Origin of the sequence: Brevundimonas huaxiensis (assembly GCF_014218725.1) — a bacterium.
GTDB lineage: Bacteria > Pseudomonadota > Alphaproteobacteria > Caulobacterales > Caulobacteraceae > Brevundimonas > Brevundimonas huaxiensis.
Genome location: NZ_JABBJE010000003.1, coordinates 15,902 through 41,715 on the forward strand (window position 1 = coordinate 15,902; position 25,814 = coordinate 41,715).

At 67.3% G+C, this 25,814-nt stretch carries 24 protein-coding genes; 16 read left to right on the forward strand and 8 right to left on the reverse strand.

Annotated elements, in window-relative coordinates; translation table 11 throughout:
* Positions 1–135 precede the first annotated feature (135 nt).
* Positions 136–1,581 (forward strand): pyruvate kinase, encoded by a 1,446-nt coding sequence (gene pyk / locus HF680_RS07380; protein WP_045810132.1) that lies wholly within the window; start codon positions 136–138, stop codon positions 1,579–1,581.
* Here pyk and HF680_RS07385 read toward each other — a convergent pair.
* From HF680_RS07385 to HF680_RS07395, 3 genes are read right to left on the reverse strand one after another with little or no spacing between them, the layout of a single operon-like run.
* On the reverse strand, positions 1,578–2,615 hold the full coding sequence (locus HF680_RS07385) for an oxidoreductase (protein WP_185224595.1): 1,038 nt from the start codon (positions 2,613–2,615) through the stop codon (positions 1,578–1,580). The two genes, pyk and HF680_RS07385, sit on opposite strands and share 4 nt — an antisense overlap.
* Before the next feature lie 7 nt (positions 2,616–2,622).
* The gene (locus HF680_RS07390) at positions 2,623–4,059 is read right to left on the reverse strand and encodes a helix-turn-helix domain-containing protein (protein ID WP_045810131.1); all 1,437 of its coding nucleotides are present in this window, start codon (positions 4,057–4,059) and stop codon (positions 2,623–2,625) included.
* Positions 4,052–4,189, reverse strand: a complete 138-nt coding sequence (locus HF680_RS07395) for a hypothetical protein (RefSeq protein WP_153923009.1) — start codon at positions 4,187–4,189, stop codon at positions 4,052–4,054. Before HF680_RS07395 ends, HF680_RS07390 begins: the two co-directional genes overlap by 8 nt.
* Between HF680_RS07395 and HF680_RS07400 the strand changes: the two genes are divergently transcribed.
* The 8 genes from HF680_RS07400 to tdh all read left to right on the forward strand — a co-directional run bounded on the left by HF680_RS07400 (position 4,188) and on the right by tdh (position 15,026).
* Positions 4,188–5,723, forward strand: coding sequence for an acyl-CoA carboxylase subunit beta (locus tag HF680_RS07400; RefSeq protein ID WP_137722102.1), 1,536 nt, complete (start codon positions 4,188–4,190; stop codon positions 5,721–5,723). The genes HF680_RS07395 and HF680_RS07400 overlap by 2 nt on opposite strands.
* 8 nt (positions 5,724–5,731) lie before the next feature.
* A complete protein-coding gene (locus tag HF680_RS07405; protein ID WP_185224596.1) occupies positions 5,732–7,711 on the forward strand; it encodes an acetyl-CoA carboxylase biotin carboxylase subunit in 1,980 nt (659 codons plus the stop codon).
* A complete protein-coding gene (locus tag HF680_RS07410; protein ID WP_185224597.1) occupies positions 7,711–9,093 on the forward strand; it encodes a methylmalonyl-CoA mutase family protein in 1,383 nt (460 codons plus the stop codon). Before HF680_RS07405 ends, HF680_RS07410 begins: the two co-directional genes overlap by 1 nt.
* Positions 9,090–11,249: a methylmalonyl-CoA mutase gene (gene scpA / locus HF680_RS07415; protein ID WP_185224598.1), complete on the forward strand. Its 2,160-nt coding sequence runs from the start codon at positions 9,090–9,092 to the stop codon at positions 11,247–11,249. The genes HF680_RS07410 and scpA overlap by 4 nt, the downstream gene beginning before the upstream one ends.
* Positions 11,246–11,668, forward strand: a complete 423-nt coding sequence (mce, locus tag HF680_RS07420; protein WP_045810126.1) for a methylmalonyl-CoA epimerase — start codon at positions 11,246–11,248, stop codon at positions 11,666–11,668. The genes scpA and mce overlap by 4 nt, the downstream gene beginning before the upstream one ends.
* Before the next feature lie 52 nt (positions 11,669–11,720).
* Complete coding sequence (locus tag HF680_RS07425) at positions 11,721–12,635, forward strand: DUF4232 domain-containing protein (RefSeq protein WP_045810125.1); 915 nt, start codon at positions 11,721–11,723, stop codon at positions 12,633–12,635.
* A 42-nt stretch (positions 12,636–12,677) separates the two neighbouring features.
* Positions 12,678–13,868 (forward strand): glycine C-acetyltransferase, encoded by a 1,191-nt coding sequence (locus HF680_RS07430; RefSeq protein WP_045810124.1) that lies wholly within the window; start codon positions 12,678–12,680, stop codon positions 13,866–13,868.
* Between the two features lie 105 nt (positions 13,869–13,973).
* Positions 13,974–15,026, forward strand: a complete 1,053-nt coding sequence (gene tdh / locus HF680_RS07435; protein WP_045810123.1) for an L-threonine 3-dehydrogenase — start codon at positions 13,974–13,976, stop codon at positions 15,024–15,026.
* 17 nt (positions 15,027–15,043) lie between these two features.
* On the opposite strand, the gene HF680_RS07440 is transcribed toward tdh, so the two are convergent.
* Positions 15,044–16,066, reverse strand: coding sequence for a DNA topoisomerase IB (locus HF680_RS07440; protein ID WP_185224599.1), 1,023 nt, complete (start codon positions 16,064–16,066; stop codon positions 15,044–15,046).
* On the reverse strand, positions 16,066–16,410 hold the full coding sequence (locus HF680_RS07445; RefSeq protein ID WP_039245605.1) for a hypothetical protein: 345 nt from the start codon (positions 16,408–16,410) through the stop codon (positions 16,066–16,068). The genes HF680_RS07440 and HF680_RS07445 overlap by 1 nt, the downstream gene beginning before the upstream one ends.
* 91 nt (positions 16,411–16,501) lie before the next feature.
* Between HF680_RS07445 and rlmJ the strand changes: the two genes are divergently transcribed.
* The gene (gene rlmJ / locus HF680_RS07450) at positions 16,502–17,317 is read left to right on the forward strand and encodes a 23S rRNA (adenine(2030)-N(6))-methyltransferase RlmJ (RefSeq protein ID WP_185224600.1); all 816 of its coding nucleotides are present in this window, start codon (positions 16,502–16,504) and stop codon (positions 17,315–17,317) included.
* A 22-nt stretch (positions 17,318–17,339) separates the two neighbouring features.
* Positions 17,340–18,071, forward strand: coding sequence for a glutamine amidotransferase-related protein (locus HF680_RS07455; protein ID WP_185224601.1), 732 nt, complete (start codon positions 17,340–17,342; stop codon positions 18,069–18,071).
* On the opposite strand, the gene HF680_RS07460 is transcribed toward HF680_RS07455, so the two are convergent.
* Complete coding sequence (locus HF680_RS07460) at positions 18,068–19,126, reverse strand: YeiH family protein (protein ID WP_235968891.1); 1,059 nt, start codon at positions 19,124–19,126, stop codon at positions 18,068–18,070. The two genes, HF680_RS07455 and HF680_RS07460, sit on opposite strands and share 4 nt — an antisense overlap.
* A gap of 79 nt (positions 19,127–19,205) precedes the next feature.
* Between HF680_RS07460 and HF680_RS07465 the strand changes: the two genes are divergently transcribed.
* Positions 19,206–20,081 (forward strand): LysR family transcriptional regulator, encoded by an 876-nt coding sequence (locus tag HF680_RS07465; RefSeq protein WP_185224602.1) that lies wholly within the window; start codon positions 19,206–19,208, stop codon positions 20,079–20,081.
* Here HF680_RS07465 and hemF read toward each other — a convergent pair.
* Complete coding sequence (gene hemF, locus HF680_RS07470; RefSeq protein ID WP_185224822.1) at positions 20,078–20,959, reverse strand: oxygen-dependent coproporphyrinogen oxidase; 882 nt, start codon at positions 20,957–20,959, stop codon at positions 20,078–20,080. The two genes, HF680_RS07465 and hemF, sit on opposite strands and share 4 nt — an antisense overlap.
* Positions 20,960–21,062: 103 nt before the next feature.
* On the opposite strand from hemF, the gene HF680_RS07475 reads away from it, so the two are divergent.
* Positions 21,063–22,322 carry a dipeptidase gene (locus HF680_RS07475; protein ID WP_185224603.1) on the forward strand — a complete coding sequence of 420 codons (1,260 nt, stop codon included), beginning with the start codon at positions 21,063–21,065 and terminating at the stop codon, positions 22,320–22,322.
* Here HF680_RS07475 and HF680_RS07480 read toward each other — a convergent pair.
* The gene (locus HF680_RS07480) at positions 22,313–22,768 is read right to left on the reverse strand and encodes a tRNA (cytidine(34)-2'-O)-methyltransferase (protein ID WP_185224604.1); all 456 of its coding nucleotides are present in this window, start codon (positions 22,766–22,768) and stop codon (positions 22,313–22,315) included. The two genes, HF680_RS07475 and HF680_RS07480, sit on opposite strands and share 10 nt — an antisense overlap.
* A 193-nt stretch (positions 22,769–22,961) precedes the next feature.
* Between HF680_RS07480 and petA the strand changes: the two genes are divergently transcribed.
* Genes petA through HF680_RS07495 form a run of 3 tightly spaced genes read left to right on the forward strand, consistent with a single transcriptional unit; the run spans position 22,962 to position 25,721 of the window.
* A complete protein-coding gene (gene petA, locus HF680_RS07485) occupies positions 22,962–23,519 on the forward strand; it encodes a ubiquinol-cytochrome c reductase iron-sulfur subunit (RefSeq protein WP_045810115.1) in 558 nt (185 codons plus the stop codon).
* Positions 23,520–23,535: 16 nt separating this feature from the next.
* Complete coding sequence (locus HF680_RS07490; protein ID WP_185224605.1) at positions 23,536–24,840, forward strand: cytochrome b; 1,305 nt, start codon at positions 23,536–23,538, stop codon at positions 24,838–24,840.
* Between the two features lie 17 nt (positions 24,841–24,857).
* The gene (locus tag HF680_RS07495) at positions 24,858–25,721 is read left to right on the forward strand and encodes a cytochrome c1 (protein WP_185224823.1); all 864 of its coding nucleotides are present in this window, start codon (positions 24,858–24,860) and stop codon (positions 25,719–25,721) included.
* The last annotated feature ends 93 nt before the right edge of the window (positions 25,722–25,814 follow it).

Genomic DNA, 25,814 nt, shown 5'->3' on the forward strand with positions numbered 1-25,814 from the left:
CTCCTGTTTCCGGCCGTCAACTCATGTTTCCTGAGGGGAAGGCGGCCTTACGCAGCGCGGGTTTCGTTGGCAGAAGAGGGCGAAATCGCCCAGGCGGCCCCGTTTTGCCGTCCGAGAGAGCCAACAGGAAACGTCATGAACCGAGCCCGTCGCGCGCGCATCGTCGCCACCCTGGGACCCGCCAGCCGTGCGCCCAGCACCGTCAAGGCGCTGGCCCAGGCGGGGGTGGACGTCTTTCGCCTGAACTTCAGCCACGGCTCGCATGAGGATCACGCCGCCGCGTTGAAAGCGGTGCGCGGCGCTGAAATGGCCTTGCAGCGTCCGCTGGGCGTGCTGGCCGACCTTCAAGGGCCGAAGCTGCGTCTGGGGCGGTTCAAGGACGTCGAGATCGCGGTCAAGCCGGGCCACACCATGCGTTTCGACCTGGACCCGACGCCCGGCGACGAGACGCGGGTGCAGATGCCGCACCCCGAAATCTTCAAGGCGCTGCGCAAGGGGATGCTGCTGCTGCTGGACGATGGGCGGGTGCGTCTGCGTGTGGGCGAGCGGACCGACGAGTGGGCGGATGTGACGGTCGAGAGCGGCTCGAAGCTGTCGGACCGGAAGGGCGTGGCGGTGCCGGAGGCGGTGATCCCGGTCTCGGCCCTGACGCCGAAGGACCGTGAGGATCTGGCCTTCGCCCTGCGGATGGGCGTGGACTGGGTGGCGCTCAGCTTCGTTCAGAAGCCCGAGGACATGGCCGAGCTGAAGCGGATCGTGAACGGGCAGGCGGCCTGCCTCGCCAAGATCGAAAAGCCGGCGGCTCTGGCCGATCTGGAAGCCATCCTGGACTATTGCGACGGGGTGATGGTGGCCCGCGGCGATCTGGGCGTCGAGCTGGATCCCGAGGATGTGCCAGTGGCGCAAAAGCAGATCGTGCGCGCGGCCCGCAATCGCGGGGTTCCTGTGATCGTGGCGACCCAGATGCTGGAATCCATGACCAGCGCCCCGGCCCCGACCCGCGCCGAGGCGACCGATGTGGCCAATGCGGTCTATGAGGGCGCGGACGCCCTGATGCTCTCGGCCGAGACGGCGTCGGGCGACTATCCGCTGGAATCCGTCGGCATCATGAGCCGGATCATCGAGCGGGTCGAACGCGATCCGATGTGGCCCAGCCTGATGGGGGCCGAACACGCCGGCATGGACGAGCATGACGTGGACGCCCTGGTCGGGGCGGCGCGGATGGCGGCGAATGCGCCCTCGACCGGCTGTCTGGTGGTGTTCACGACCTTGGGCGGCACGGCGCGACGGATGGCGCGCGAGCGGCCGTTGAAGCCGATCCTGGTGCTGACGCCCAATCCCAACACCGCGCGCCGGCTGGCCCTGGTTTGGGGACTGGAGCCGCGTCTGGGCGAGCAACCGGACTCGCTGGAGGCCGTCACCGACGATGCCGTCAACAGCGCGGTGAAATATGGTCTGGCCGAGCCGGGCCAGCGCATCTTGATCCTGGCGGGCACACCGTTCGGTGCGCCGGGCGCGGCCAATCTGCTGCGACTGGCTCACGCGCCTGCGGCGACGTCGAAGGGCCGCAAGAAGAGCTAGAGAGCGATCTCGCGACGCTCCGCCGCGCTACGCAGACCGGCATCCAGGATGCGCATGACGGTCAGGGCCTGATCGGCGGGGACGGGCGGCGGGCCCTCGCCGAGGATCGCCTCGCGCATGGCGGCGTAGAAGGCGGGATAGTCGCCACGCTCCGGAACCGGCGTGGTGCGGACGGTTTCGCCGTCGATCTGTTTGGTCAGCACGCCGGGCGAAGGATCGAGGCCCCAGTCCGCGTCGCCGGGACGCAAGCCGGCCTTGGACTGCCCTTCTTGAGCGTCGAGGCCGTGTTTGATGAAGCTGCCGCCCGTGCCGTGGACGACGTAGCGCAGGCTGGCCTCGGCGGCGAGGTGGCTCATGTTCAGGATGACGCGCAGCCGGTCATAGCGCAGCAGGACGTGGGCGTAGTCGATGGCCGTGGCGCCGACACGCTGGGCCTGGAGGTCGGCATAGATGGCTAGCGGCGGGCCGAACAACTGGACCGCCTGGTCGATCAGGTGCGGACCCAGGTCGGCCCAGACGCCGCCGTCGCGTTTGTCCTTCCAGCGGTCGGTGACGGTCGGACGGAAGCGGTCGTAGTGGCTTTCGAACACGGCGACGTCGCCCAGTTCGCCATCGTCGATTAGGCGGCGCAGGGTCAGGAAGTCGGCGTCCCAACGGCGGTTTTGGAAGACGCTGAAAACGCCGGGCGATGACGCTGCGACGGCAGCGACGGCTTCGGCGTCAGCCAGGGTCGCCGCGAAGGGCTTGTCCACCACCACCGACTTGCCGGCCTTCAGCGCGGCGATCGATTGTTCGGCGTGCAGGGCGTCCGGTGTGGCGACGACGATCAGGCCGATGTCGTCGCGGGCCAATGCGGCGTCCAGGTTCGGCAGCACCTCCACGTCGGGCAGGTCGGCGTGGACCGCTTCGGGTCGGGACGAGACGACGGCGGCCAGGCGCAGGCCGGGCGTGGCGGCGATCAGGGGGGCGTGGAAGGTCTGGCCCGCCAGGCCGTAGCCGACGACGGCGACGCCGATAGGTGCATGACAGGTCATGCCCCGATCAATAGCGGTCGGGGCGCGGGCCATCCAGCACATAGGGCACCACGCCGCGCTCGTTCTCTGGCACGTGCAGGGTCCGGTCTAGGGGCGGGAAGGCGCGCTGGGTGCAGTCGGTGCGCTCGCAGATGCGGCAGCTGACGCCGATCCGCGCGGCGGGGCCGTTCAGATCGAGGCCGGCGGCATAGACCAGGGCGCCCGCGTGTTCGACCTCGCATCCAAGGGACAGAGCGTAGCGACGGTCGTTGGCGAGGTAGGAGCCGCTGGGTTTGGACACGCTGCGGGCGATGGAGATGTAGCGCGAGCCGTCGGGCATCTCGGCCAGTTGCACCCCGATCCGGTCGGGCGCGGCGAAGGCCTCGTGCACGTTCCACAGCGGGCAGGCGCCGCCGAAGCGGGCGAACTGGAAGCGGGTGGCGCTGTGGCGCTTGGTGATGTTGCCGGCCATGTCCACGCGGGCGAAATAGAAAGGCACGCCGCGCCAGCCCGGCCTCTGCAGGGTCGAGAGCCGGTGGCAGACTTGTTCGAAACTGACCTGGAACCGGGTCCGCAGCCGGTCGATGTCGTGCTTCTCCTCGCGCGCGGCCTCCAGGAAGGCGCGATAGGGCAAGAGCAGGGCGCCGGCCGCATAGTTGGCCAGGCCAACGCGGGCCACGTCCCGTGCGGCGTCGGTGCGGAAGGCGGCCTGATCCAGTTCGGCTTCGATCAAATCGCGGAAGGACAGAAGGGCCAGCTGGTGCGCAAGCTGGAACGACCGCGTCGCGCCGGGCTGCCAGGCGTCCAGCGTCAGGACGCGGTTGGCGGGGTCGTAGCGACGCAGGGCCTCCTGACCGGCGACATAGGCGACGCGGACGCCGTGCGCCTGGCTCAGCGCAGCCTCCAGCGCCCGCTCGATCTGGCTGTCCTGAACCAGGCTCGCCGCCAGCGCCTCGGCCGCCGTGTCCAGCGTGTCGATATAGTTGTCGCGATAGTGGAAGAAGTCGCGCACCTCTTCGTAGGGCAATAGCGCCACGCTGGCCCCGTGCTCGTCCCGACCCAGGGTGTCGTCCAGCGCCTTCACCCGCTCGTCCAGACGACGGAAGGTCTGGTGCAGGGCCAGGAACTGGCGGGCCAGGCGCGGGGTGTTGGCGACGGCCTGTTTCAGCTCGGCGGCCGTGGGCGGCTCGGCCTCACCCATCATCGGGCCCGCAATGTCGGTGGTGGCCTCGCGCAGGTCGGCGATCAGGCGGGCGTCGCCTTCCAGATCGAACAAACTGGCGTCCACGTGAAAGGCGCGGGTCAGGGCGATCAGAACCCGCGCGGTGGCCGGCCTCTGATTGGTCTCGATCTGCGACAGATAGGACGGCGACAGGCCCAGCCGCTCGGCGCAGGCCTCCAGCGTCCAGCCGCGCGCCTCGCGCAGCTTGCGCAGTTTGGCGCCTAAGAAAAGCTTCTCAGCCATTCGCAACTTTGCAGATCATATCGCCATCCTTTGCAAGCCCGCGCAGTTCCACACTTTTTGCAAAGTTGCGTTTGCCATTTTGCGATGAAGGCGCCACGCGTTCTTTGAACGAGAGGCGAAGATCCATCATGACTCAAGCCATCCTTGAAGAACTGGAGCGCCGTCGCGCCGCCGCCAAACTGGGCGGTGGAGAAAAGCGTATCGCCGCCCAGCACGCCAAGGGCAAGCTGACGGCGCGCGAACGCATCGACGTGCTGCTGGACGAAGGCTCCTTCGAGGAGACCGACATGTTCGTCGAGCACCGCAGCCACGACTTCGGCATGCAGGACCAGCGCATCCCCGGCGACGGGGTGGTTACGGGTCGCGGCACCATCGGCGGACGGCTGGTCTATGTCTTCTCCAAGGACTTCACCGTCTTCGGCGGCAGCCTGTCGGGCGCCCATGCGGCCAAAATCGTCAAGCTGCAGAAGATGGCCCTGACCACCGGCGCGCCGATCATCGGCCTGTTCGATGCCGGCGGGGCGCGGATCCAGGAGGGGGTGGAGAGCCTGGCGGGCTACGCCGACATCTTCCTGCAAAATACGCTCGCCAGCGGCGTCATTCCCCAGATCAGCGTGATCATGGGGCCGTGCGCGGGCGGCGACGTCTATTCGCCCGCCATCACCGACTTCATCTTCATGGTGAAGGACACGAGCTACATGTATGTGACCGGTCCCGATGTGGTGAAGACCGTCACCAATGAGGTGGTCAGCCACGAGGACCTGGGCGGCGCCCGCGTCCACGCCGGCAAGTCGGGCGTGGCGGACGGGGCGTTCGAGAATGATCTGGAGGCCCTGTCGGAGGTGCGCCGCCTGATCGGCTTTTTGCCCCTGTCGAACCGTGAAAAGCCGCCGGTGCGCGAGAGCTATGACGAGCCCGAGCGGGACGAGCCGTCGCTGGACACCCTGATCCCGGCCAATCCGAACCAGCCCTATGACATGAAGGAGCTGATCCTGAAGGTGGTCGACGAGGCCGACTTCTTTGAGATCGGAGCCGACTTCGCAAGGAACATCATCTGCGGCTTTGGCCGGCTGGACGGCCAGACGGTCGGCATCGTCGCCAACCAGCCCCAGGTGCTGGCGGGCGTGCTCGACATCGATTCAAGCCGCAAGGCCGCGCGGTTCGTGCGCTTCTGCGACGCCTTCGATATTCCGCTGGTGACCCTGGTGGACGTGCCGGGTTTCATGCCGGGGACCAAGCAGGAATACGGCGCCCTGATCAAACACGGGGCCAAGCTGCTGTTCGCCTATGCCGAGGCGACGGTGCCGAAACTGACCCTGATCACGCGCAAGGCCTATGGCGGCGCCTATGACGTGATGAGCTCCAAACACCTGCGCGGCGACGTCAACTACGCCTGGCCCACCGCAGAGATCGCGGTCATGGGCGCCAAGGGGGCGGTCGAGATCATCTTCCGCAAGGAGGCCGGCGATCCAGAGGCGCTGGCGGCGCGCGAGGCGGAGTATAAGGACCGGTTCGCCAACCCCTTCGTGGCGGCGGGCCTGGGCTATATCGACGACGTCATCATGCCGCACGGGACGCGGCGGCGGCTGGTGAAAGCGCTGCGGACGCTGAAGAACAAGGTCCAGGAGAACCCCTGGAAGAAGCACGACAACATTCCGCTGTAGGCTCAGACATGTTCTCCAAAATCCTCATCGCCAACCGGGGCGAGATCGCGGTTCGGATCATCAAGACCTGCCGCAAGATGGGCATCAAGACCGTGCAGGTCTATTCGGAGGCCGACGCCGGATCGCTGGCGGTCGAGATGGCCGACGAGGCGGTGCTGATCGGGCCGGCGCCGGCGGCGCAGTCGTATCTGCTGGCGGACAAGATCGTCGAGGCGGTGCGCCAGACGGGGGCGCAGGCCGTGCATCCGGGCTTTGGGTTCCTGAGCGAGAACGCCGGATTCGCGCGGCGGCTGAGGGACGAGGGGATCGCCTTCATCGGGCCGAACCCCGAGGCCATCGAGGCCATGGGCGACAAGATCAGCTCCAAGAAGCTGGCGGCCGAGGCGGGTGTTTCGACCGTGCCGGGGCATATGGGGCTGATCGAGACGCCGGACGAGGCGGTCAGGATCGCCAACCAGATCGGCTATCCGATCATGATCAAGGCCTCGGCCGGCGGCGGCGGCAAGGGCATCCGCGTGGCCCATTCGGACGCCGACATGGCCGAAGGGTTCGCGGCGGTGAAGGCCGAGGCGCTGAACGCCTTCGGCGACGACCGGGTCTTCCTGGAAAAGTTCATCGTCGATCCGCGCCACATCGAGATCCAGGTGCTGGGCGACAAGCACGGCCATGTGGTCCACCTGTTCGAGCGCGAATGCTCGATCCAGCGCCGTAACCAGAAGGTCATCGAGGAGGCGCCGAGCCCCTTGCTCGACGAGGCCACCCGCGCCGCCATGGGGGCGCAGGCCGTCGCCCTGGCCCAGGCGGTGAACTATGACTCAGCCGGCACGGTCGAGTTCGTCGCCGGTCAGGACAAGAGCTTCTACTTCCTGGAAATGAACACCCGGCTGCAGGTCGAGCATCCGGTGACGGAGCTGATCACCGGCGTCGATCTGGTCGAACAGATGATCCGTTCGGCCTGGGGCGAGACGCTGGCCTTCGAGCAGAAGGACCTGAAGATCGACGGCTGGGCCATCGAAAGCCGCATCTATGCCGAGGATCCGTATCGCGGCTTCCTGCCCTCGATCGGACGGCTTGTCCGCTACGAGCAGCCGGAAGAGGGCGAGCAGGACGGCTATGTGGTCAGGAACGACTCCGGCGTCCGCGAGGGCGACGAGATCAGCATGTTCTACGACCCCATGATCGCCAAACTGTGCGCCTGGGGCGAGACGCGCGAGGCGGCGGTCGAGGGCATGGCTCGCGCGCTGGAAGACACCCACCTGTCGGGCCTAGGCCACAATGTGCCCTTCCTGGCGGCGGTGATGGATCAGGACCGCTTCAAGTCGGGCAATCTGTCGACCAGCTATATCAAGGACGAGTTCCCCGACGGCTTCCACGGCCTGAAGCCGACGCAGGATCAGGAGCGCATCCTGATCGCCTCGGCCCTGGCCATGCACGAGGTCATCGCCGAACAGGACGGCGATCCGTCGGACCGCACCGACTGGATCGTGATGATCGACAAGACGCCGCACGGCGTCGGCCTGTCCTATGACGAGGACGAGGAGATGATCCTGACCCTGACGGGCGGGGGCGACATCCGACTGTCGGACATCGATTGGCGGCCGGGTCTGGCCCAGTTCAAGGCCGATCTGGACGGCGAGCCCTTCACCGCCGAGGTGAAGCGCGTCGCCGACGGCTTCGACATCCGCCACCGCGCGGCCAAGGCGCGGGTGCGGGTGCTGCACCCCCATGTCGCCGAACTGTATGCGCGCCTGCCGGAAAAGGTCGCGGCGGACACCTCCAAGATGGTGCTGTCGCCGATGCCGGGTCTGGTGGTCTCGATTCCGGTGGTCGTCGGCCAGGAGGTCAAGACCGGCGAGACGGTGGCCATCATCGAGGCCATGAAGATGCAGAACATCCTGAAGGCCGAGCGCGACGGCGTGGTGAAAGCCGTCGGCGCCAAGGACGGCGATCCCGTGGCGGCGGACGACGTGCTGGTGGAGTTCGGGTGATGACGGGCTTTCCCGCGCCCACGCCGCTGGAATGGCGCGAGGCGGCCCAGAAGGCGCTGAAGGATCGGCCGATCGAGTCGCTGATGCATCTCGACGCCGATCAACTGGTGACGCGCCCGCTGTATGCGGGCGCGACGGGCGTTCAGCCGATCTTCGCCCCGCGTCCGTCTGACTCCGAAGGCCGGGCCTGGGATCTGCGGACGCTGGTGGAGGGCGACGATGCCGAGGCGGTCAACGCCGCCGTCCTGACCGATCTGGAGAATGGCGCGGCCTCGGTGGTGCTGAAGGGGCGGGTGCTGGCGGATTCCGCCCCGCTCAGCCGGGCGCTGGAAGGCGTGGCGCTGGAGCTGGCGCCGGTCGCGCTGGATGCAGGGATCGACGGGCCGGATGCGGCCAATGCGCTGGCGGTCGTCGCCAAGGGCTCGCCGCGCGCCCAACTGCGGTTTCATATGGACCCGGTCTCGGCCTTCGCCGAGGCGGGCGGCGCCCCGCGTTCGGTGGAAGAGCATCTGAGCCTGGCGGCCAATACGGCGGCGCGTCATGCGGGCGCCTATCCCGACGCGACCTTCTTCATGGCCAGTGGCCGGGTCGCGCACGAGGCGGGCGGATCGGCGGCGCAGGAGCTGGCCTTTGCGGCCTCCAGCGTCGTGGCCCATGCGAAGGCGGCGGTGGAGGCCGGGATGTCGGTCGAGGCGGCTTTGCGCGGCACCGTCGTCGGCCTGTCGGTCGATGCGGAATATTTTGACAGCCTGGCCAAGGTTCGGGCCATGCGGCTGATCTGGGCCAGCCTGACAAAGGCGTTCGACGTGGATGTTCCGGCGGTTATCGAAGCGCGCTCGTCGCGACGGATGCTGTCGGCGCGCGATCCCTGGCCCAATCTGCTGCGGCTGACGGCGGCGGGGTTCGCCGGCGCGGTCGGCGGGGCGGACGTGGTGGTGCTGGACGGCTTCACCCGCGCCTCCGGGACGTCGGACGCCTTCGCCCGGCGACAGGCGCGGAACACCCAGCTGGTGCTGATGGAAGAGGCCAATCTAGGCCGGGTCGACGATCCGGCCGCCGGCTCCTGGTATCTGGACGCCCGGACGTGGGACCTGGCGGAGGCCGGCTGGGCCGAGTTCCAGATGATCGAGGCCGAGGGCGGTCTGGTCGACGCCCTGAAGGGTTCAATCATCCAGCCCCGCATCGCCCGCGCTCGCGCGGTTCGCGAGGCCGCGCTGACGAACGGTGCGGCGCAGATCATCGGCGTGACCAAATATGTGGACGCGGACGTGCGGCCGACGCAGGTCGAGGCGGGCGATGAGGCGGCCGTGGCGGTCGAACGGGTCTGCGAGCCATTAACGCCGATCCGGTTCGCCGCAGCCTTCGAAGAGACGGGTCAATGAGCTTCCCCGATTTCAGCAAGATCGCCCTGAACCTCGATGCGACGGGGCAGGGGCCGATGCGCGATCCCTGGCTGACGCCTGAGGGGCTGACGGTTCAGACCGCCTATGGTCCCGACAGCACGGAGGCGCTGGATCACCCGCACGGCCTGCCGGGGTTCGCGCCGTTCGTGCGTGGTCCTTATCCGACCATGTATGCGGGCAATCCCTGGACGATCCGCCAGTATGCCGGCTTCTCGACCGCCGAGGAATCCAACGCCTTCTATCGCCGCAACCTGGCGGCCGGTCAGAAGGGCCTGAGCATCGCCTTCGATCTGGCGACGCACCGGGGCTATGACAGCGACCACCCGCGGGTGAAGGGCGACGTCGGCATGGCGGGCGTCGCCATCGACAGCATCTATGACATGCGCACCCTGTTCGACGGGATCCCGCTGGACCAGATGTCGGTGTCGATGACGATGAACGGGGCGGTGCTGCCGATCCTGGCCCTCTATGTCGTCGCGGCGGAAGAACAGGGCGTGCCGCACGCCAAGCTGACCGGGACCATTCAGAACGACATTCTGAAGGAGTTCATGGTCCGCAACACCTACATCTATCCGCCCGAGCCCTCGATGCGGATCATCGCCGACATCTTCGCCTGGACGGCGCAGGAGACGCCGAAGTTCAACTCCATCTCGATCAGCGGCTATCACATGCAGGAGGCGGGAGCCTCGGCGGATATCGAGCTGGCCTACACCCTGGCGGACGGGATCGAATATCTGCGCGCGGGCGTCGCGGCCGGCATGCCGATCGACCGGTTCGCGCCACGCCTCAGCTTCTTCTGGGCGATCGGCATGAACTATTTCATGGAGGTGGCCAAGATGCGCGCCGGCCGCCTGCTGTGGGCCGAGGCGGTGCGCAAGGAAGGCGGAGTCGATCCCAAGTCGCTGTCGCTGCGCGCCCACTGCCAGACTTCGGGCTGGTCGCTGGCGGCTCAGGACGTGTTCAACAATGTGCCGCGCACCATGGTCGAGGCCATGGCGGCGGCAGGCGGCCAGACGCAGAGCCTGCACACCAACGCCCTGGACGAGGCCCTGGCGCTGCCCACCGACTTCTCGGCCCGGATCGCGCGCAACACCCAAATCCTGTTGCAGCACGAGACGGGTCTGACGCGGGTCATCGATCCTTGGGGCGGCAGCTTCTACGTCGAGCGCCTGACCCACGAACTGGCCGAGCGCGCCCGCGCCCACATGGCCGAGGTCGAGGCTCTGGGCGGCATGGCCAAGGCCATCGAGGCCGGCATCCCCAAGCTGCGGATCGAGGAGTCCGCCGCCAAGACCCAGGCGCGGATCGACACCGGCCAGCAGACGGTGGTCGGGGTGAACAAATATCTGAACCCCGTCGTCGACGACATTCCGATGCTGAAGGTCGATAATGCGGCGGTGCTGGCCGCCCAGATCGACAAGTTGAAACGGCTACGGGCCGAGCGGGACCAGACGGCGACCGATGCGGCGCTGAACGCCCTGACCGAGGGGGCGCGCGGGAACGCCAACCTGCTGGAGCTTGCGGTTCAGGCCGCCCGCGCCAAGGCGACGGTGGGCGAAATCTCCGACGCGCTGGAGGCCGCCTTCGGCCGCCACGTGGCGACGGTGCAGACCGTGTCGGGCGTCTACGCCAAGGAGGCCGGCAAGGACGCCCGCTTCGCCCGCGCCCGCGAGATGGTCGCGACCTTCGTCGAGAACGACGGCGGACCGCCGCGCATTCTGATCGCCAAACTGGGCCAGGACGGGCACGACCGGGGCCAGAAGGTGGTCGCGACCGGATACGGCGATCTGGGCTTCGACGTCACGGCCGGCAGCCTGTTCCAGACGCCGTCCGAGGCGGCCCAGGAAGCGGTCGAGAAGGGCGTTCACGCGGTCGGCGCATCGTCGCTGGCGGCCGGGCACCTGACGCTGGTGCCGGAGCTGAAGGCCGAGCTGGAGAAACTGGGCCGGCCCGACATCATGATCGTGGTCGGCGGGGTGATCCCGCCGTCCGACGTTCAGCCTCTGCTCGATATGGGCGCGGCCGCCGTCTATCCGCCCGGTTCGGCCATCGCCGATACGGCGGTCGACCTGATCGAGAAGCTGAACCAGCGTCTGGGTTACGCCCAGCCCGCCCCCGACAAGGACAAGTCATGATCGGCGCCCTGAACCACGTCGGCGTCGCCACGCCCTCCATCGCCGAGTCGATCAAACTGTATCGCGATATCCTGGGCGCTACGAAGATCGGCGAGCCGTTCGACCTGCCGGCGCAAGGCGTGAAGGTCTGTTTCGTCGATACGCCGACGGCCCAGATCGAGCTGATCGAACCCTATGACGACACCAGCCCCATCGTCGGCTTCCTGGCCAAGAACCCGAAGGGCGGCCAGCACCACGTCTGTTTCGAGGTCGCGGACATCCACGCCGCCGTCGCCGAGATGCGCGCCAAGGGCGTGACGATCCTGGGCACGGGCGAACCGCGCATCGGGGCGCACGGGACGCCGGTCGTCTTCCTGCATCCACGCGACATGGGCGGCGTGTTGATCGAGCTGATGGAGACGCCAAAAGCAGGGCATTAAGCGGAGCCTTTGTTCAGGTTGGGCCGTTGAAGGCGAAACCAGAGGACATGACATGATGTCGCACCGCCTGACCGCCTTCGTCGCAATCGCCGCCCTGACCGGCGCCGCAGCCTGCTCGCGCACCGAACCCGAACAGCCCGCCGCGCCGGTCGAGCCAGCGGCCGCGCCTGCATCCGACGCGCCCTCGGTCGGCTATGCCTGCGAAAGCGGCGCGACGCTTCAGGTCCAGTATGTCGACAGCGACAACGCCAGGCTAACCCATCAGAACCAGACCTATGCCTTGCGTTCGGTGCAGGCCGCCAGCGGGGCGCGCTATGTCGGCGGCGGGGTGGAATGGTGGACGGCGACGCGCGACGGGCAGGAGAGCGGCACGCTGAGCCGCCTGGGTCCGGACGGCACCACCGGTGTCGCGGTGCTGGAGCGCTGCTCGCGGCCGATCCCCGGGGCTGATACGACGCCCGGACCGCTGCCGACGCCGAGTCAGACGCCGACCGAGGCGACCGGCGGGGTCTTGCCCGCTGCACTGCCCTGCAAGGGGCCGCAACTGACGCTGGCGGCAGGCGAAGGGGATGCGGGCGCCGGAAATCGGGTCAGCAACTTCAGTCTTCAAAATATCGGAACCCAGGCGTGCAGCCTGACCGGCTATCCGACGGTGACCTTGCAGGACGCGCGGGGGCGCACCCTTTCGTCCATTCGCGCCGAACAGAGTCCCGGAAGCTATTTCCGCCAAGGCCAGGTCCCGACGCCTGTCCAACTGGCGCCCCGGGCCAAGGCCTATTTCGAAATGGCCTGGAGCGTCGTGCCTAACGAAGCCATGCAAAAGACCTGTCCCGACGCGGCCACGATAAAGGTCACGGCGCCCAGCGATACCGCCGCCGTCAGCCTGCCGTTCTCGTTCAGCCCCTGCGGCGGCCGCATTCGCGTCAGTCCGATCCGGGCCGAGGCCAACCCGGCGCCAGCGACCTGAGGCGGGTGGAAACCGATCGAAAATCGGCGTAGGTCGCGGCCCATGACCCAAAGCTTCTACGACCGCGTCGCCGGCGAACTGTCCGAGATCGACGCCCAGGGCCTGACCAAGCCCGAACGCATCATCGCCTCGCGCCAGGGGCCTGTGATCCAGGTCGCCGGACGCGACGTGCTGAACTTCTGCGCCAACAACTATCTGGGCCTTGCCGGCGACGAGCGCGTGACCCAGGCCGGGATGGCGGCGCAAGCGAAGTGGGGCGCGGGCACCGCGTCCGTACGCTTCATCTGCGGCACGCTGGAGATCCACAAGGAGCTGGAAGCGGCCATCGCCGCCTATCTCGGTTTCGAGGACGCCATCCTGTTCGCCGCCGCCTTCGACGCCAACGGCGGTCTGTTCGAGCCGCTGCTGGGCGAGAACGACGCCATCGTCTCCGACAGCCTGAATCACGCCTCTATCATCGACGGGGTTCGGCTGTGCAAGGCCAAACGCTATCGCTTCGCCAACTCCGACATGGACGAGCTGGAGAGCCGTCTGAAGGAGGCTCGCGCGGCCGGCGCCCGCGACATCATCATCGCCACCGACGGCGCCTTCTCGATGGACGGCTATATCGCCAAGCTGGACGAGATCCGGGCGCTGGCCGACAAATACGACGCCCTGATCATGGTGGACGACTGCCACGCGACGGGCTTTTTGGGCCCGCAAGGCAAGGGCTCGTTCGCACATCACGGTGTCGAGGTGGATTTCGTCACCGGCACCTTCGGCAAGGCCCTGGGCGGCGCCATGGGCGGTTTCATCTGCGCGAAGAAGTCGGTGGTCGAACTGCTGAAACAGCGGGCGCGGCCCTATCTGTTCTCCAACGCCCTGGCGCCGGCTGTGTGCGGGTCCAGCCTGGAGGCGATCCGCATCGCCCAAGGGTCGGAAGGCGATGCATTGCGCACCCGCCTGTCGGCCAACGCCCATCGCTATCGCGGGGCCATGTCGGACGCAGGCTTTACCCTGCTGGACGGCGAACATCCGATCATCCCGGTCATGCTGGGCGACGCCAAACTGGCGCAGGATTTCGCGGCCCGTGCGCTGGAGCTGGGCGTCTATGTGATCGGGTTCTCGTTCCCCGTGGTGCCGCGCGGCCAGGCGCGAATCCGCACACAGATGTCGGCGGCGCATACTTTCGATCAGATCGACCGGACGGTCGAAGTGTTCACTCAGGCGGGACGAGAACTGGGCGTCATTTAGCCCCTTTCGCCCGCCATCGACGAAGACCAAGCGGCGAGGAGGCGTGGGGCCTCAGCCGCGGGTTTCGGGATGAACCCGGAGCCGTGATTTCAGGGAGTTGAGACTATGACCGACACGATGAAGGCCCTGGCCAAGACCGCGCCTGGCGTCGGCCTGGACCTGATCGACGCGCCGATCCCCAAGGCGGGACCGGAGGACGTGCTGATCCGCGTGCATCGCACCGCCGTCTGCGGCACCGACATCCACATCTGGAACTGGGACGAGTGGTCCCAGAAGAACGTTCCGACCCCGATGATCACCGGCCACGAGTTCGCCGGCGAGATCGTCGCCATCGGCAAGGATGTGGATCGTCCGCTGAGGATCGGCCAGCGCGTCTCGGCCGAGGGTCACGTCATCGACCTGAACTCGGAAGCCGCCCGCGCCGGACATTTTCACCTGGACCCCAAGACGCGCGGCATTGGCGTCAACCGTCAGGGCGCCTTCGCCGAGTTCGTCGTGGCGCCGGCCTTCAACGTCATCGAACTGCCGGACGACGTGCCCTATGAGATCGGCTCGATCCTGGATCCGTTCGGCAATGCGGTGCACACGGCGCAACAGTTCGACCTGCTGGGCGAGGACGTGCTGGTCACTGGCGCCGGCCCGATCGGCATGATGGCCGCCGCTGTCGCCCGTCACGCGGGCGCGCGCACCGTTGTCCTGACCGACATCAACGACTTCCGGCTGGAGCTGGCGCAGAAGGTCGCGCCGGGCGTTCGCACCGTGAATACGACCAAGGAAGACATTCACGATGTCATGAAGGAACTGGGCCTGAAAGTCGGCTTCGACGTGGCGCTGGAGATGTCGGGTTCGCCCATCGCCTTCAAACAGTGCATCGACACCCTGATCATGGGCGGCGGCATGGCGCTGCTGGGCATTCCCGGCAAGCCGATGGAAACCGACTGGGGCGCGATCATCCTGAAGGCCCTGACCATCAAGGGCGTCTATGGGCGCGAGATGTTCACCACCTGGCGCAAGATGCTGGGCCTGCTGAAGGCCGGGCTTGATCTGAGCCCGCTGATCACCCACCGCCTGGGCTACGCCGACTATCGCGAAGGCTTCGAAGCCATGAAGTCGGGCCAGTCGGGCAAGGTCGTGCTGGACTGGGACAAGGCCGCCTGAGAGACGCGTAACGCTGATCAGACAGCGAGCAGCTGTTTGATCAGCGCTTTTTCGAACCCCTTGGTCTCCGAGCCCGGCAAGGCCTTGCCGATTTCACCGCTTTCGAAAAGGGCGAAGACCTTGGGGTGAACGTACGAGGCGCGGCAGACGGTGGGGGTGTTGCCCAAGAGGCCGGCGACGGCCTTGACGCAGACGGTGATTTTGCGTTTGGCGTCGGTGGGGGAGGTCGGAGCCTCGGTGTCGCGCAGCGCCCGCGCCGCCGAGACGGTGCCGGCCCAGGTGCGGAAGTCCTTGGCCGAGAATTGCTCGCCCATCGCCTCGCGGATGTAGGCGTTCACGTCGTCGGAATCGACCGGGCACAGCGTGCCGTCGGCCGCGCGATATTTGAACAGCTGCTGGCCGGGCAGGCCTTCCAGCTGTCGCACGACCTTGGCCAGGCGCCGGTCCTTGACGCTGACGCTGTGATCCTTGCCGCTCTTGCCGCGAAACTCGAACGTCAGGGCCGCGCCGTCCACGTCAATGTGGCGCTTGTGCAGGGTCGTCAGGCCGTAGCTGCGGTTCTGTTTGGCGTAGGTGGAGTTGCCGACCCGGATCAGTGTGATCTCCAGCAGGCGCACGGCGGTGGCCAGCACCTTGTCGCGACAGACACCGCGAAGGGCCAGGTCATGTTCGACCTTTTCGCGCAGTTTCGGCAGGTTGCGCGAGAAGGCGGGCAGCTTGTCGAACTTGTTCTCGGAGCGGGCCGTGCTCCAGTCGTTGTGGTAGCGGTATTGTTTGCGGCCCTTCACGTCCCGGCCGGTGGCCTGGATATGGCCGTTGGCCTTGGGACAGATCCAGACGTCGGTCCAGGCGGGCGGAATAGCCAGGGCGCGGATGCGGTCCAGGGTCTTGGCGTCCGTGACGGTCTTGCCCTTGGCGTCGCGATACGACCAGCCCTTGCCGGCGCGGCGTCGGGTCAGGCCCGCGAACTCGTCGCTGCAATAGCTGAGGCCTTGGGGAACTTCGGCGGCGATGTCGAAGGCGTGCGATCCGTCGGCCATCAGCCGTTCGCCTTTTCGAGGCGGTCATGCAGCCGTTTGATCCAGCGCTCGGCCGGGTCGCCGCCCCACAGCAGCCAGGCGATATAGCCGGCCGAAGGATCGGTGCGGCTGGCCCAGCCCTTGCCGTCCTTGTCCACGGTGTGGCGGGCGAAGTAGCTGTAGATATCCTTGATGTCCTTGTCCGAGACGGGCTTCTGATCCGCCAACTGATGGGCGCGGCGTACGCCGACCTCGGTGCCGCCCCGGTCGTGCTTGTCGCGCAGGTCGAGACCGCGCTTGGCCTGGGTCGCGACGCCCTTGGGCGGCTTGCGTTGCGCGTCGGTGAGGGTGGTTTTGGCGGCCATCGCATCTTTCCGTACAAGGACTTAGGCCGAACGCCGTGTCCGGCGCGCGAGTTCCGCTTGACCGGGCGGGCCGGGCGCGAGACGAGGCGGCATGAACTATCGCCACAGCTTTCACGCCGGAAACTTCGCCGACCTGGTCAAGCACGCCCTGGTGCTGTGGCTGGTGAAGGCGCGGCAGGCGGCCGGGCCGCTGACGGTCTTCGACACCCATGCGGGGGCGGGGCTGTATGATCTGTCGGGAGATGGCGCGCGGTCGAAGGAGGCCGAGGCCGGCGTGGCGCGGTTGATGTCCGCCGAGGGGCGGACGCCGCTGATGGATGCGCTGGCGGCCGAGGTCGCGGCGCTGAACCCTGAGGGCGGGGCGCGGTTCTATCCGGGGTCGCCGTTGTTGATCGCGGACGCGCTGACGCCCGGCGGTCGGTATGTAGGGTTCGAGCTGAACCCGCCGGTTCGGGCCATGCTGGCCGAGGCGCTGACGAGGCAAACGAACGCCCAGGCGCGCGAGGCCGACGGCTATGCAGCGGTGGGCGCGGAGGCGGCGAAGGTGCGCGGGCCGCTGGTCCTGATCGACCCGCCGTTCGAGAAACCCGACGACTATGTCCGCTCGGCCGAGACCGCGATTTCGGTGGCGAGGCGCGATCCGGCTGCGACGGTGGCCATCTGGACCCCGTTAAAGGATCTGGAGACCTTCGACGGCTTCATCCGGCGGCTGCAGGGCAAGGCGGGATCGACCCTCGTCGCCGAGGCGCGGCTGAGGCCGCTGACCAATCCGATGAAGATGAACGGCTGCGCCATGGTGGTGGTCAATCCGCCGGCGGGTGCGGAAGCGGCCGCGACTGAGATCTGCGGCTGGGTCGCGGGGGCGCTGGGCGAGGCGGGCGGCCGGGCCGAGGTCTGGACCTTCTGATCGCAGTCACTAGGTTGGTGGCATGACGCGCATCGCCATTCTGGAAACCGGACAACCGCCGGAGCATCTGAAGGACGATTTCGACGACTATCCGGCGCGGTTTCGGGCCCTGCTGGGCGAGGGCGTGCCGACGACGCGGTTCGACGTGCAGTCGGGGCAACTGCCGGGCGATCCCTCGGCGTTTCAGGGGGCCATCGTCACGGGGTCGGCGGCGGGTGTCTATGACGACCTGCCGTGGATCCCGCAGCTGATCGATTGGCTGAGGGCGGCGCGCGGGCGGACGCGGCTGGTCGGCATATGCTTTGGGCATCAGGCGTTGGCCCATGCGTTCGGCGGCGTGGTCGAGAAGTCGCACAAGGGCTGGGGCGTAGGGTTGCACCGCTATGACGTGCGCGAGGATGCGCCGTGGATGCATCCGCGCGCGCGGACGATTGCCATTCCCGTGTCGCACCAGGATCAGGTCGTCGCGATTTCGGACGATGCGCGGGTGATCGCGTCCAGCGGCTTCACGCCCTACGCCGGGCTGGCCTGGGGCGACGATGCGATCTCGTTTCAGTGTCACCCGGAGTTTCAGCCGGACTATGCGGCGGCGCTGATCGAGGGAAGGCGCGGCGCGCGCATCCCGCACGATGTGGCGGATCAGGCGATCGACAGTCTGAAACGGCCCAACGACCGGGCGGTGCTGACCGCCTGGATCCGCGCCTTCCTGCTGCTGACCCCGCCGCCGGTCGAGGATAACGGCAGCGGGATTTAAAGGCCCAGCAGCCGGATCAGCGCCAGCGCCAGCGCTACAAGGGCGCCCAGCGACAAGACGACGGCGGCGACGACGCGGCTGCCGGCGCGGGCTACGGCGCGGATGTCGGTCTGGAGGCCCAGGGCGGCCATGGCGACCACGGTCAGCAGGCCCGAGGCGGCGGCCATGGGCGCCAGCGCGGCCTGCGGGATCAGGTCAAACGAGCGCAGGCCGATCATCACCAGGAAGCCGATGATGAACCACGGCAGCAGGCGCGACAGGCCGGGCTTTGCGGCGCCGGGTGCGCGGTCGCGGAAGATCAGCGACAGGGCGAGGATGACGGGACCCAGCATCAGCACCCGCACCAGCTTGACCACCGTGCCGGTTTGCGTCGCGACAGCGCCGAAGGGGGCGGCGGCGGCCAGAACCTGCGGCACCGCATAGACGGTCAGACCGGCCAGGGCGCCGTATTGCAAGCCGTTCATGTGGATCAGGCCGCCCAGCAGGGGCAGGGCCAGAACCACGATCACGCCAAGCACGGCGGTGAAGGCGATGGAGGCGGCGACCTCTTTCCCATCGGCGTCGATGACGGGGGCGACGGCGGCGATGGCGGAGTTGCCGCAGATGGCGTTGCCGCAGGCGACCAGCAGGGCCATGCGCGGGTTCAGGCCCAGGGCGCGGCCGACGCCGAAACCGACGACGATGGCGAGCGCGACCAGGGCGAAGATGCCCAGGACGAAGCCGACGCCCAGCGACGACAGGGTGGCGGCGCTGACCGAGGCGCCGAGCAGCACCACCGCGACCTCCAGCAGGGTCTTGGCCGAGAAGTCGATCCCGGCCTTGAACCGCGTATCGGGCGTCCAGGCGGTGCGGACGGCGGCGCCCAGCAGGATGGCCAGCACCAGCGGCTCCAGCCAGACATGGCCGATCACGTCGCGTTCGATTCTGGTCAGGCCGATGGCTGCCAGAGTGACCAGCAAGCACAGCATGACGCCCGGCCGGATCGTGCGCCCGAACGCCGTCGCTGACGCCATGGACGGTGTGTGCGCGGACGCGGGCAGGGCGGCGGACTTCATCGTCAAACGTGATGCGCCAACCCTCGACGGCCGTCCAACGGATAGTTATGCTCGTTTCAATCCGATTTGGAGATCAATCGTGACTCTGGAACGCCTGCGGATCTTCGTCGCTGTCGCCGAGCGTGACCACGTGACGGCGGCGGCGCGGGCGCTGAACCTGACACAGTCGGCCGTGTCGAACGCCATCGCCGCTCTGGAAGCCGAGCATGACGTGCGGTTGTTCGATCGGGTCGGGCGGGGCGTCGTGCTGAACGAAACCGGTCGCGCCTTCCTGCCCGAGGCCAAGGCGGTGCTGGCGCGAGCGGCGGCGGCCGAAGCGGCGCTGGCGGACATGAGCGCCCTGCGGCGCGGGCGTCTGGCGGTGTTCGCCAGCCAGACCATCGCCAGCTACTGGCTGCCGCGCCGGCTGGTGGATTTCCATACGGCCTATCCCGGCGTCGAACTGGCCGTCGAGATCGGCAACACGCGCGAGGCGGCGCAGGCGGTGCTGAGCGGCGCCGCCGAGATCGGCCTGGTCGAGGGGGCGGTGGACGAACCGGCCCTGTCGCAGGTTCAGGTGGGCTCGGATCGGCTGGCCGTGCTGGTGACGCCGGACCATCCGTGGGCGACGCGACGTCGGCTGGAGGCGAAGGATCTGGCGGGCCAGCCATGGGTGTTGCGCGAAGTCGGATCGGGCACGCGATCGACGCTGGAGGCGGCGGTGCGGGACATGGGGGTCGATCCCGCGACCCTGTCGGTGTCGATGACCCTGCCGTCGAACGAAGCCGTGCTGGCGGCGGCTGAGGCGGGGGCGGGGGCCACGGCCCTGTCGGAAAGCGTGGCCTATGCGTCGGTGGCCGCAGGGCGGCTGGTGACGGCGCCCTTTACCCTGCCGGAGCGGCCGTTCCGCCTGTTACGACACCGCGAACGGTATCGCAGCCGGGCCGGCGACGTGTTCGTCGAGGCGATGGGCTAGGGCCACTTCACCACCGGCGGCATGGACGACAGGATCGAATCGACGTTCCCCCCCGTCTTCAGCCCGAACATGGTGCCGCGGTCGTAGAGCAGGTTGAACTCGACATAGCGGCCCCGGCGGATCAGCTGTTCCTCGCGCTCTTCGGCCGTCCAGGGTTCGGCCATGCGGCCGGCGACGATGCGGGGATAGACGTCCAGGAAGGCTAGGCCGATGTCGCGGGTGAAGGCGAAGTCGCGGTCATAGTCGCCGCTGTCGTGATGGTCGTAGAAGACGCCGCCGGTACCGCGCGGCTCCTTGCGATGGGGCAGGTAGAAATACTCGTCGCACCAGGCCTTGTACTTGGCGTGCCAGGTCGGGTCGTGGGCGTCGCAGGCGGCCTGCATGGCGGCGTGGAAGGCGACGGTGTCGGGGTGATCCTGACGACGATCCGCCATCAGCACGGGCGTCAGGTCGCCGCCGCCGCCGAACCAGCTCTTGGTCGTGGCGATGAAGCGGGTGTTCATGTGAACGGCGGGAATGCGCGGGCTGACGGGGTGACAGATCAGGCTGATTCCCGTCGCGAAGAAGCGCGGATCGACGTCGGCGCCGGGCACGGTCTTGGCGTAGTCAACGGGGAAGGCGCCATGCACCGTCGAGACGTGGACGCCGACCTTTTCGAACAGGCGGCCGTACATCATGCCCATGACGCCGCCGCCGCCCTCGGGCCGTTCCCATGCGGTGCGGACGAAGCGACCGGGCTCGCCGGGGAACAGGTCGGCGGGGGCGGCATCCTCCAGAGCCTCGAAGGCGGCATGGATGCGGTCGCGCAGATGTTCGAACCAGGCGCGGGTCTCGACCTTCTTCAGGTCGAGCGGATCGGAGAAGACGGCGTCGCTCATGGCGCGCTTGAACCACGTCGCGGCGGCGGCGTCATCCGGACAGGTTGTCATAAGCAGAATCGCGGGCGCTAATGGCCGCCTGCCGTTTTCAGGAAGCCCGCCCATGATCCGCCGTCTCGTCTCTGTCGCCGTCGCCTCGCTCGCGCTGGGAGGGGCGGTCCAGGCCCAGGACGCCGATGAGGCGCGAGTGATGCAGATCTTGAAGACCACGCCGCTGATCGATGGGCACAACGACCTGCCGTGGGCGCTGCGACAGCAGTACGGGAATAACGTTTACGCCGTTGATCTGACGAAGAATCTGGCGGCTTCGACCAAGTTGCATACCGACATCGCGCGCCTGCGGGCAGGGGGTGTCGGAGGGCAGTTCTGGTCCGTCTATGTGCCCGCCAGCCTGACGCCGCTGGAGGCGGTCGAGGAAACCTTTGAGCAGATCGATACGGCCAAGCGCATCATCGCCGCCCACCCCGACACCTTCGGCCTGGCGACCACGGCGGACGAGGTGGATGCGGTGTTCAAGTCGGGTCGGATCGCCAGCCTGATCGGGATGGAGGGCGGCTATTCGATCGACGATTCCCTGGCCCTGCTGCGTGAATTCTACCGCGCCGGCGCGCGCTACATGACGCTGACCCACTCCAAGACCACGACCTGGGCCGACAGCGCGACGGACGCGCCGAAGTGGGGCGGGCTCAACCCGTTCGGCGAGGCGGTGGTCAAGGAGATGAATCGGCTGGGCATGATGGTCGACTTGAGCCACGTCTCCGAGGAGACGATGTTGGACGCCATGCGCGTGTCCGATGCGCCGGTGATCTTCTCCCATTCGTCGGCGCGGGCGGTGACGGATCATCCGCGCAACGTGCCGGATCGGGTGCTGCGGATGATGCCCCAGGACGGCGGCATCGTGATGATCAACCTGGCCCCCGGTTTCGTGTCCGAGGCGGTGCGGGTCTGGAACGGGGCCAAGGCGGGCGAGGAGGCGCGTCTGAAGACCCTGAACCCCGGCGATCCCGGCGCGGTCGAGGCCGGACTGACGGCCTGGGCCGCCGCCAATCCGACGCCCCAGGCGACCCTGGCCGACGTGGTGGCCCATATTCAGCACGTGCGCGAAGTGGCGGGCATCGATCATGTCGGCCTGGGCGCCGACTTCGACGGCATCGGCAGCCTGCCGGAAGGCATGGGGGGAGTGGACGCCTATCCGCGCATCCTGGCGGCCCTGATGGAAGCCGGCTGGACCGAGGCTGACATCCGCAAGATCGTTGGCGAGAACCTGCTGCGGGTCATGCGGGCGGTCGAGGCCGTCGCGGCGTCAAAGGCCGGCGAGCGGCCGTCGATGGCGCGGCTGGAGCCCGCTTCGGCTCAGAACTGACCGACCCCGCCCGTCTGCCGCAGGCCTTCCCAAAGGGCGATTCCGGCAGTGACCGACAGGTTCAGCGAGCGGGCGTCGGGTCGCAGCGGCACGACGACACGCGCGTCGGCGGCAGCGTGGACATAGTCCGGGGCGCCGGCGCTTTCCTTGCCGAACAGCAGGGTGTCGTCAGGCTGGAAGACGAAATCGGGCAGGGGCGTCGCGCCCTTGGTCGTCAACAGCACCAGCCGCCCGGCCGGACGATCCGCCTGGAAGGCCTCCCAGTCGGCGTGGCGGGTCATGTGGGACAGCGGGCCGTAGTCGAGGGCGGCGCGCTTCATGGCGCGATCGTCGAAACGGAAGCCCGTCGGCTCGATCACATGCAGATCGACGCCAAAACAGGCCGACAATCGGATGCAGGCTCCGACGTTCTGAGGAATGTCCGGTTGAAAAAGGGCGAGACGCATTCTAAGGCCTGACATACGCGCGGCGAGGGGGTTTGTCGCGGTCTGTTTGCGAGCGTTTCGCAAGAAACGTCAGCAGCTTGCGTCCAAACCGGCGCAAGTCTGGGACCGTCGGGGATTCCCGGCGTCTTTTGTTGGTTCGTGCCGTGGCTGGGGACGCCCTTGGGGTCTTCTGCGGCGTTCGAGAGGTGGAAACGTGGCCGAATCGGTCGTGCATACGGAAGACGGTCACAGCCCTGAGGGCGGTGATCCCAATCGTCGGGACTTTATCTACATCGCGGCGGGCGCCGCAGCGGTCGGCGCGGGCGCCATGATCGCCTGGCCGCTGATCAACCAGATGAATCCGGCGGCCGATACGCTGGCGCTGGCGTCGATCGAGTTCGACCTGACGAAGGTTCAGGAAGGCCAGCAGGTCGTCATCAAATGGCAGGGCAAGCCGGTGTTCGTGCGTTACCGCACCCCGGCCGAGCTGCAGAAGGTCATCGCGGACGATCACGCGCCCGACCTGAAACAGCCCCAGACCGACGCCGAGCGCACCAAGCCGGGTCACGAGAAATATCTGGTCGTCATCGGCTCGTGCACGCACCTGGGCTGCGTGCCGACCTTCGGCGCGGGCGATTACGGCGGCTGGTTCTGCCCCTGCCACGGCTCGCACTACGACGCCTCCGGCCGCATTCGTAAGGGGCCGGCGCCTCTGAACCTGGTGGTGCCGGAATACGATTATCTGTCCGACACCCGCGTCAAGATCGGCTGAGGACCAAGGGGGAATCATGAGCGATCACGAGAGCACCTACGTCCCGAAGACGGGCGTCGAGAAGTGGCTGGACACCCGGCTGCCGATCATCCGTTTCGGCGCGGACTACATGTCCCTGCCGACGCCGCGAAACCTGAACTACTGGTGGACCTTCGGCGGCATCCTGGCCCTGTGCCTGATGACGCAGATCGTCACCGGCATCGTTCTGGCCATGCACTATACGCCGAACGTCGACCTGGCCTTCGCCTCGGTCGAGCGCATCATGCGCGACGTGAACGGCGGCTGGCTGATCCGCTACGTCCACGCCAACGGCGCATCGATGTTCTTCATCGCCGTCTATCTGCACATGCTGCGCGGCCTCTACTACGGCTCATACAAAGCGCCGCGCGAGATGATCTGGATCATCGGCTGCGTGATCTTCTTCCTGATGATCGCCACCGCCTTCTTGGGTTACGTCTTGCCTTGGGGCCAGATGTCGTTCTGGGGCGCAGAGGTCATCACCAACCTGATCGGCGCCATCCCGGTGCTGGGCGAGCCGATCCTGATCTGGCTGCGCGGCGGCCCGGCGATCGACAATGCGACGCTGAACCGCTTCTTCTCGCTGCACTATCTGCTGCCGTTTGCGATCCTGGGCTGCGTCGTGCTGCACCTTTGGGCGCTGCACTCGGCCGGTCAGAACAACCCGGTCGGCATCCTGATCCCCAAGGATCGCGAGAAGAAGGACACGCTGCCGTTCCACCCGTATTTCACGGTCAAGGACGGCTTTGCGATCATCCTGTTCCTGATCCTGTTCGCCATATTCGTCTTCTATCAGCCGAACGCGCTGGGCCACGCCGACAACTACATTCCGGCCAACCCGCTGCAGACGCCGGCGCACATCGTGCCCGAGTGGTACATGCTGCCCTTCTACGCGATCCTGCGCGCCATTCCGGACAAGTTCGGCGGCGTGGTGGCGATGTTCAGCGCCATCGGCGTGCTGTTCGTCCTGCCCTGGCTGGATACGTCCAAGGTGCGGTCGATGCGCTATCGCCCGACGATGCGGACCTTCTTCATCATCTTCCTGGTGGTGGGCGTGGGCCTGGGCTGGTGCGGTGGTCAGCTGCCTGACGCGCCGGTGATCGGGTCGTTCAAGACCTTCACCCTGATCGACGGCGACCTGAACTCCTACCTGTGGCTGACACGGGTCTTCACACTCTACTACTTCGTCTTCTTCCTGATCCTCATGCCATTGGTCGGGTTGAAGGAGCAGCCGCTGCCGATCCCGGCGACGATCTCCGAGCCGGTCCTGACCGGCGCCGGCGCCGTCGAGCACAAGGTCTGAAAATCATGACGATTGGAATGAAGACCGTGTCGTTCAAGACGTTCATCGCTTCGGCCGCCATCGCGCTTGGTCTGTTGAGCGCGGCCGCTCCCGCTATGGCGGCAGGCGCCGCCGCCCATCCGCGCTCAGGCGGGTTCAGCTTCGAGGGGCCGTTCGGCACCTATGACCAAGGTCAGCTGCAACGCGGCTACAAGGTTTATCACGAGGTCTGCGCCGCCTGTCACAGCATGAATCTGATGCACTATCGGAACCTGGGCGACCGTCATGGGCCGTTCTGGAATCCGAAGTATCCGAACCCGAACGACAACCCCGTCGTGAAGGCTCTGGCCAAGGAAAATCAGGTCGGCGACATCGACAGCGAGACCGGCGAGGCGATCCAGCGCGACGCCACGCCCGCCGACAAGTTCCGCGCCCCCTATCCGAACGCCACGGCGGCGGCGGCGGGCAATGGCGGCGCTGCGCCGCCTGATCTTTCGGTCATGGCCAAGGCCCGTCATGACGGCGCCAACTACATCTATTCGCTTCTGTCGGGCTACAAGGCCGCGCCGGCCGGCCTGCAGATCCGCGAGGGTCAGCACTACAACCCCTATATGGCCGGCGACCTGACGCCGTTCTGGACGGGCGACCACAAGGACGTTCCGCCCGGCGGCTTCATCGCCATGCCGCCGCCGCTTCAGAACGGTCAGGTGACCTATGACGACGGCTCGCCGCAGACGGTCGATCAATACGCCAAGGACGTCGCGGCCTTCATCGCCTGGACGTCCGAGCCGAAGATGGTCGAGCGCAAGCAGGCCGGTCTGGGCGTGATGATCTATCTGTTGCTGTTCGCCGGCATCACCTATGTCGCCTACCGCCGCATCTGGAAGGGCGTCGCCCACTAAGGGCATCGCCGCCGGATCGAAATCGTAAGCCCGCTGAGGTTCGCCTCGGCGGGCTTTTTCGTTTGCGACGAAAGGTCCGGGACGCAGCATCGA

Coding starts and splice junctions, on each gene's coding strand:
- pyk (WP_045810132.1), top strand. CDS start 136: ATGAACCGAGCCCGTCGCGCGCGCATCGTCGCCACCCTGGGACCCGCC.
- HF680_RS07385 (WP_185224595.1), bottom strand. CDS start 2,615: ATGACCTGTCATGCACCTATCGGCGTCGCCGTCGTCGGCTACGGCCTG.
- HF680_RS07390 (WP_045810131.1), bottom strand. CDS start 4,059: ATGGCTGAGAAGCTTTTCTTAGGCGCCAAACTGCGCAAGCTGCGCGAG.
- HF680_RS07400 (WP_137722102.1), top strand. CDS start 4,188: ATGACTCAAGCCATCCTTGAAGAACTGGAGCGCCGTCGCGCCGCCGCC.
- HF680_RS07395 (WP_153923009.1), bottom strand. CDS start 4,189: ATGATGGATCTTCGCCTCTCGTTCAAAGAACGCGTGGCGCCTTCATCG.
- HF680_RS07405 (WP_185224596.1), top strand. CDS start 5,732: ATGTTCTCCAAAATCCTCATCGCCAACCGGGGCGAGATCGCGGTTCGG.
- HF680_RS07410 (WP_185224597.1), top strand. CDS start 7,711: ATGACGGGCTTTCCCGCGCCCACGCCGCTGGAATGGCGCGAGGCGGCC.
- scpA (WP_185224598.1), top strand. CDS start 9,090: ATGAGCTTCCCCGATTTCAGCAAGATCGCCCTGAACCTCGATGCGACG.
- mce (WP_045810126.1), top strand. CDS start 11,246: ATGATCGGCGCCCTGAACCACGTCGGCGTCGCCACGCCCTCCATCGCC.
- HF680_RS07425 (WP_045810125.1), top strand. CDS start 11,721: ATGATGTCGCACCGCCTGACCGCCTTCGTCGCAATCGCCGCCCTGACC.
- HF680_RS07430 (WP_045810124.1), top strand. CDS start 12,678: ATGACCCAAAGCTTCTACGACCGCGTCGCCGGCGAACTGTCCGAGATC.
- tdh (WP_045810123.1), top strand. CDS start 13,974: ATGACCGACACGATGAAGGCCCTGGCCAAGACCGCGCCTGGCGTCGGC.
- HF680_RS07440 (WP_185224599.1), bottom strand. CDS start 16,066: ATGGCCGACGGATCGCACGCCTTCGACATCGCCGCCGAAGTTCCCCAA.
- HF680_RS07445 (WP_039245605.1), bottom strand. CDS start 16,410: ATGGCCGCCAAAACCACCCTCACCGACGCGCAACGCAAGCCGCCCAAG.
- rlmJ (WP_185224600.1), top strand. CDS start 16,502: ATGAACTATCGCCACAGCTTTCACGCCGGAAACTTCGCCGACCTGGTC.
- HF680_RS07455 (WP_185224601.1), top strand. CDS start 17,340: ATGACGCGCATCGCCATTCTGGAAACCGGACAACCGCCGGAGCATCTG.
- HF680_RS07460 (WP_235968891.1), bottom strand. CDS start 19,126: ATGAAGTCCGCCGCCCTGCCCGCGTCCGCGCACACACCGTCCATGGCG.
- hemF (WP_185224822.1), bottom strand. CDS start 20,959: ATGAGCGACGCCGTCTTCTCCGATCCGCTCGACCTGAAGAAGGTCGAG.
- HF680_RS07475 (WP_185224603.1), top strand. CDS start 21,063: ATGATCCGCCGTCTCGTCTCTGTCGCCGTCGCCTCGCTCGCGCTGGGA.
- HF680_RS07480 (WP_185224604.1), bottom strand. CDS start 22,768: ATGCGTCTCGCCCTTTTTCAACCGGACATTCCTCAGAACGTCGGAGCC.
- HF680_RS07490 (WP_185224605.1), top strand. CDS start 23,536: ATGAGCGATCACGAGAGCACCTACGTCCCGAAGACGGGCGTCGAGAAG.
- HF680_RS07495 (WP_185224823.1), top strand. CDS start 24,858: ATGAAGACCGTGTCGTTCAAGACGTTCATCGCTTCGGCCGCCATCGCG.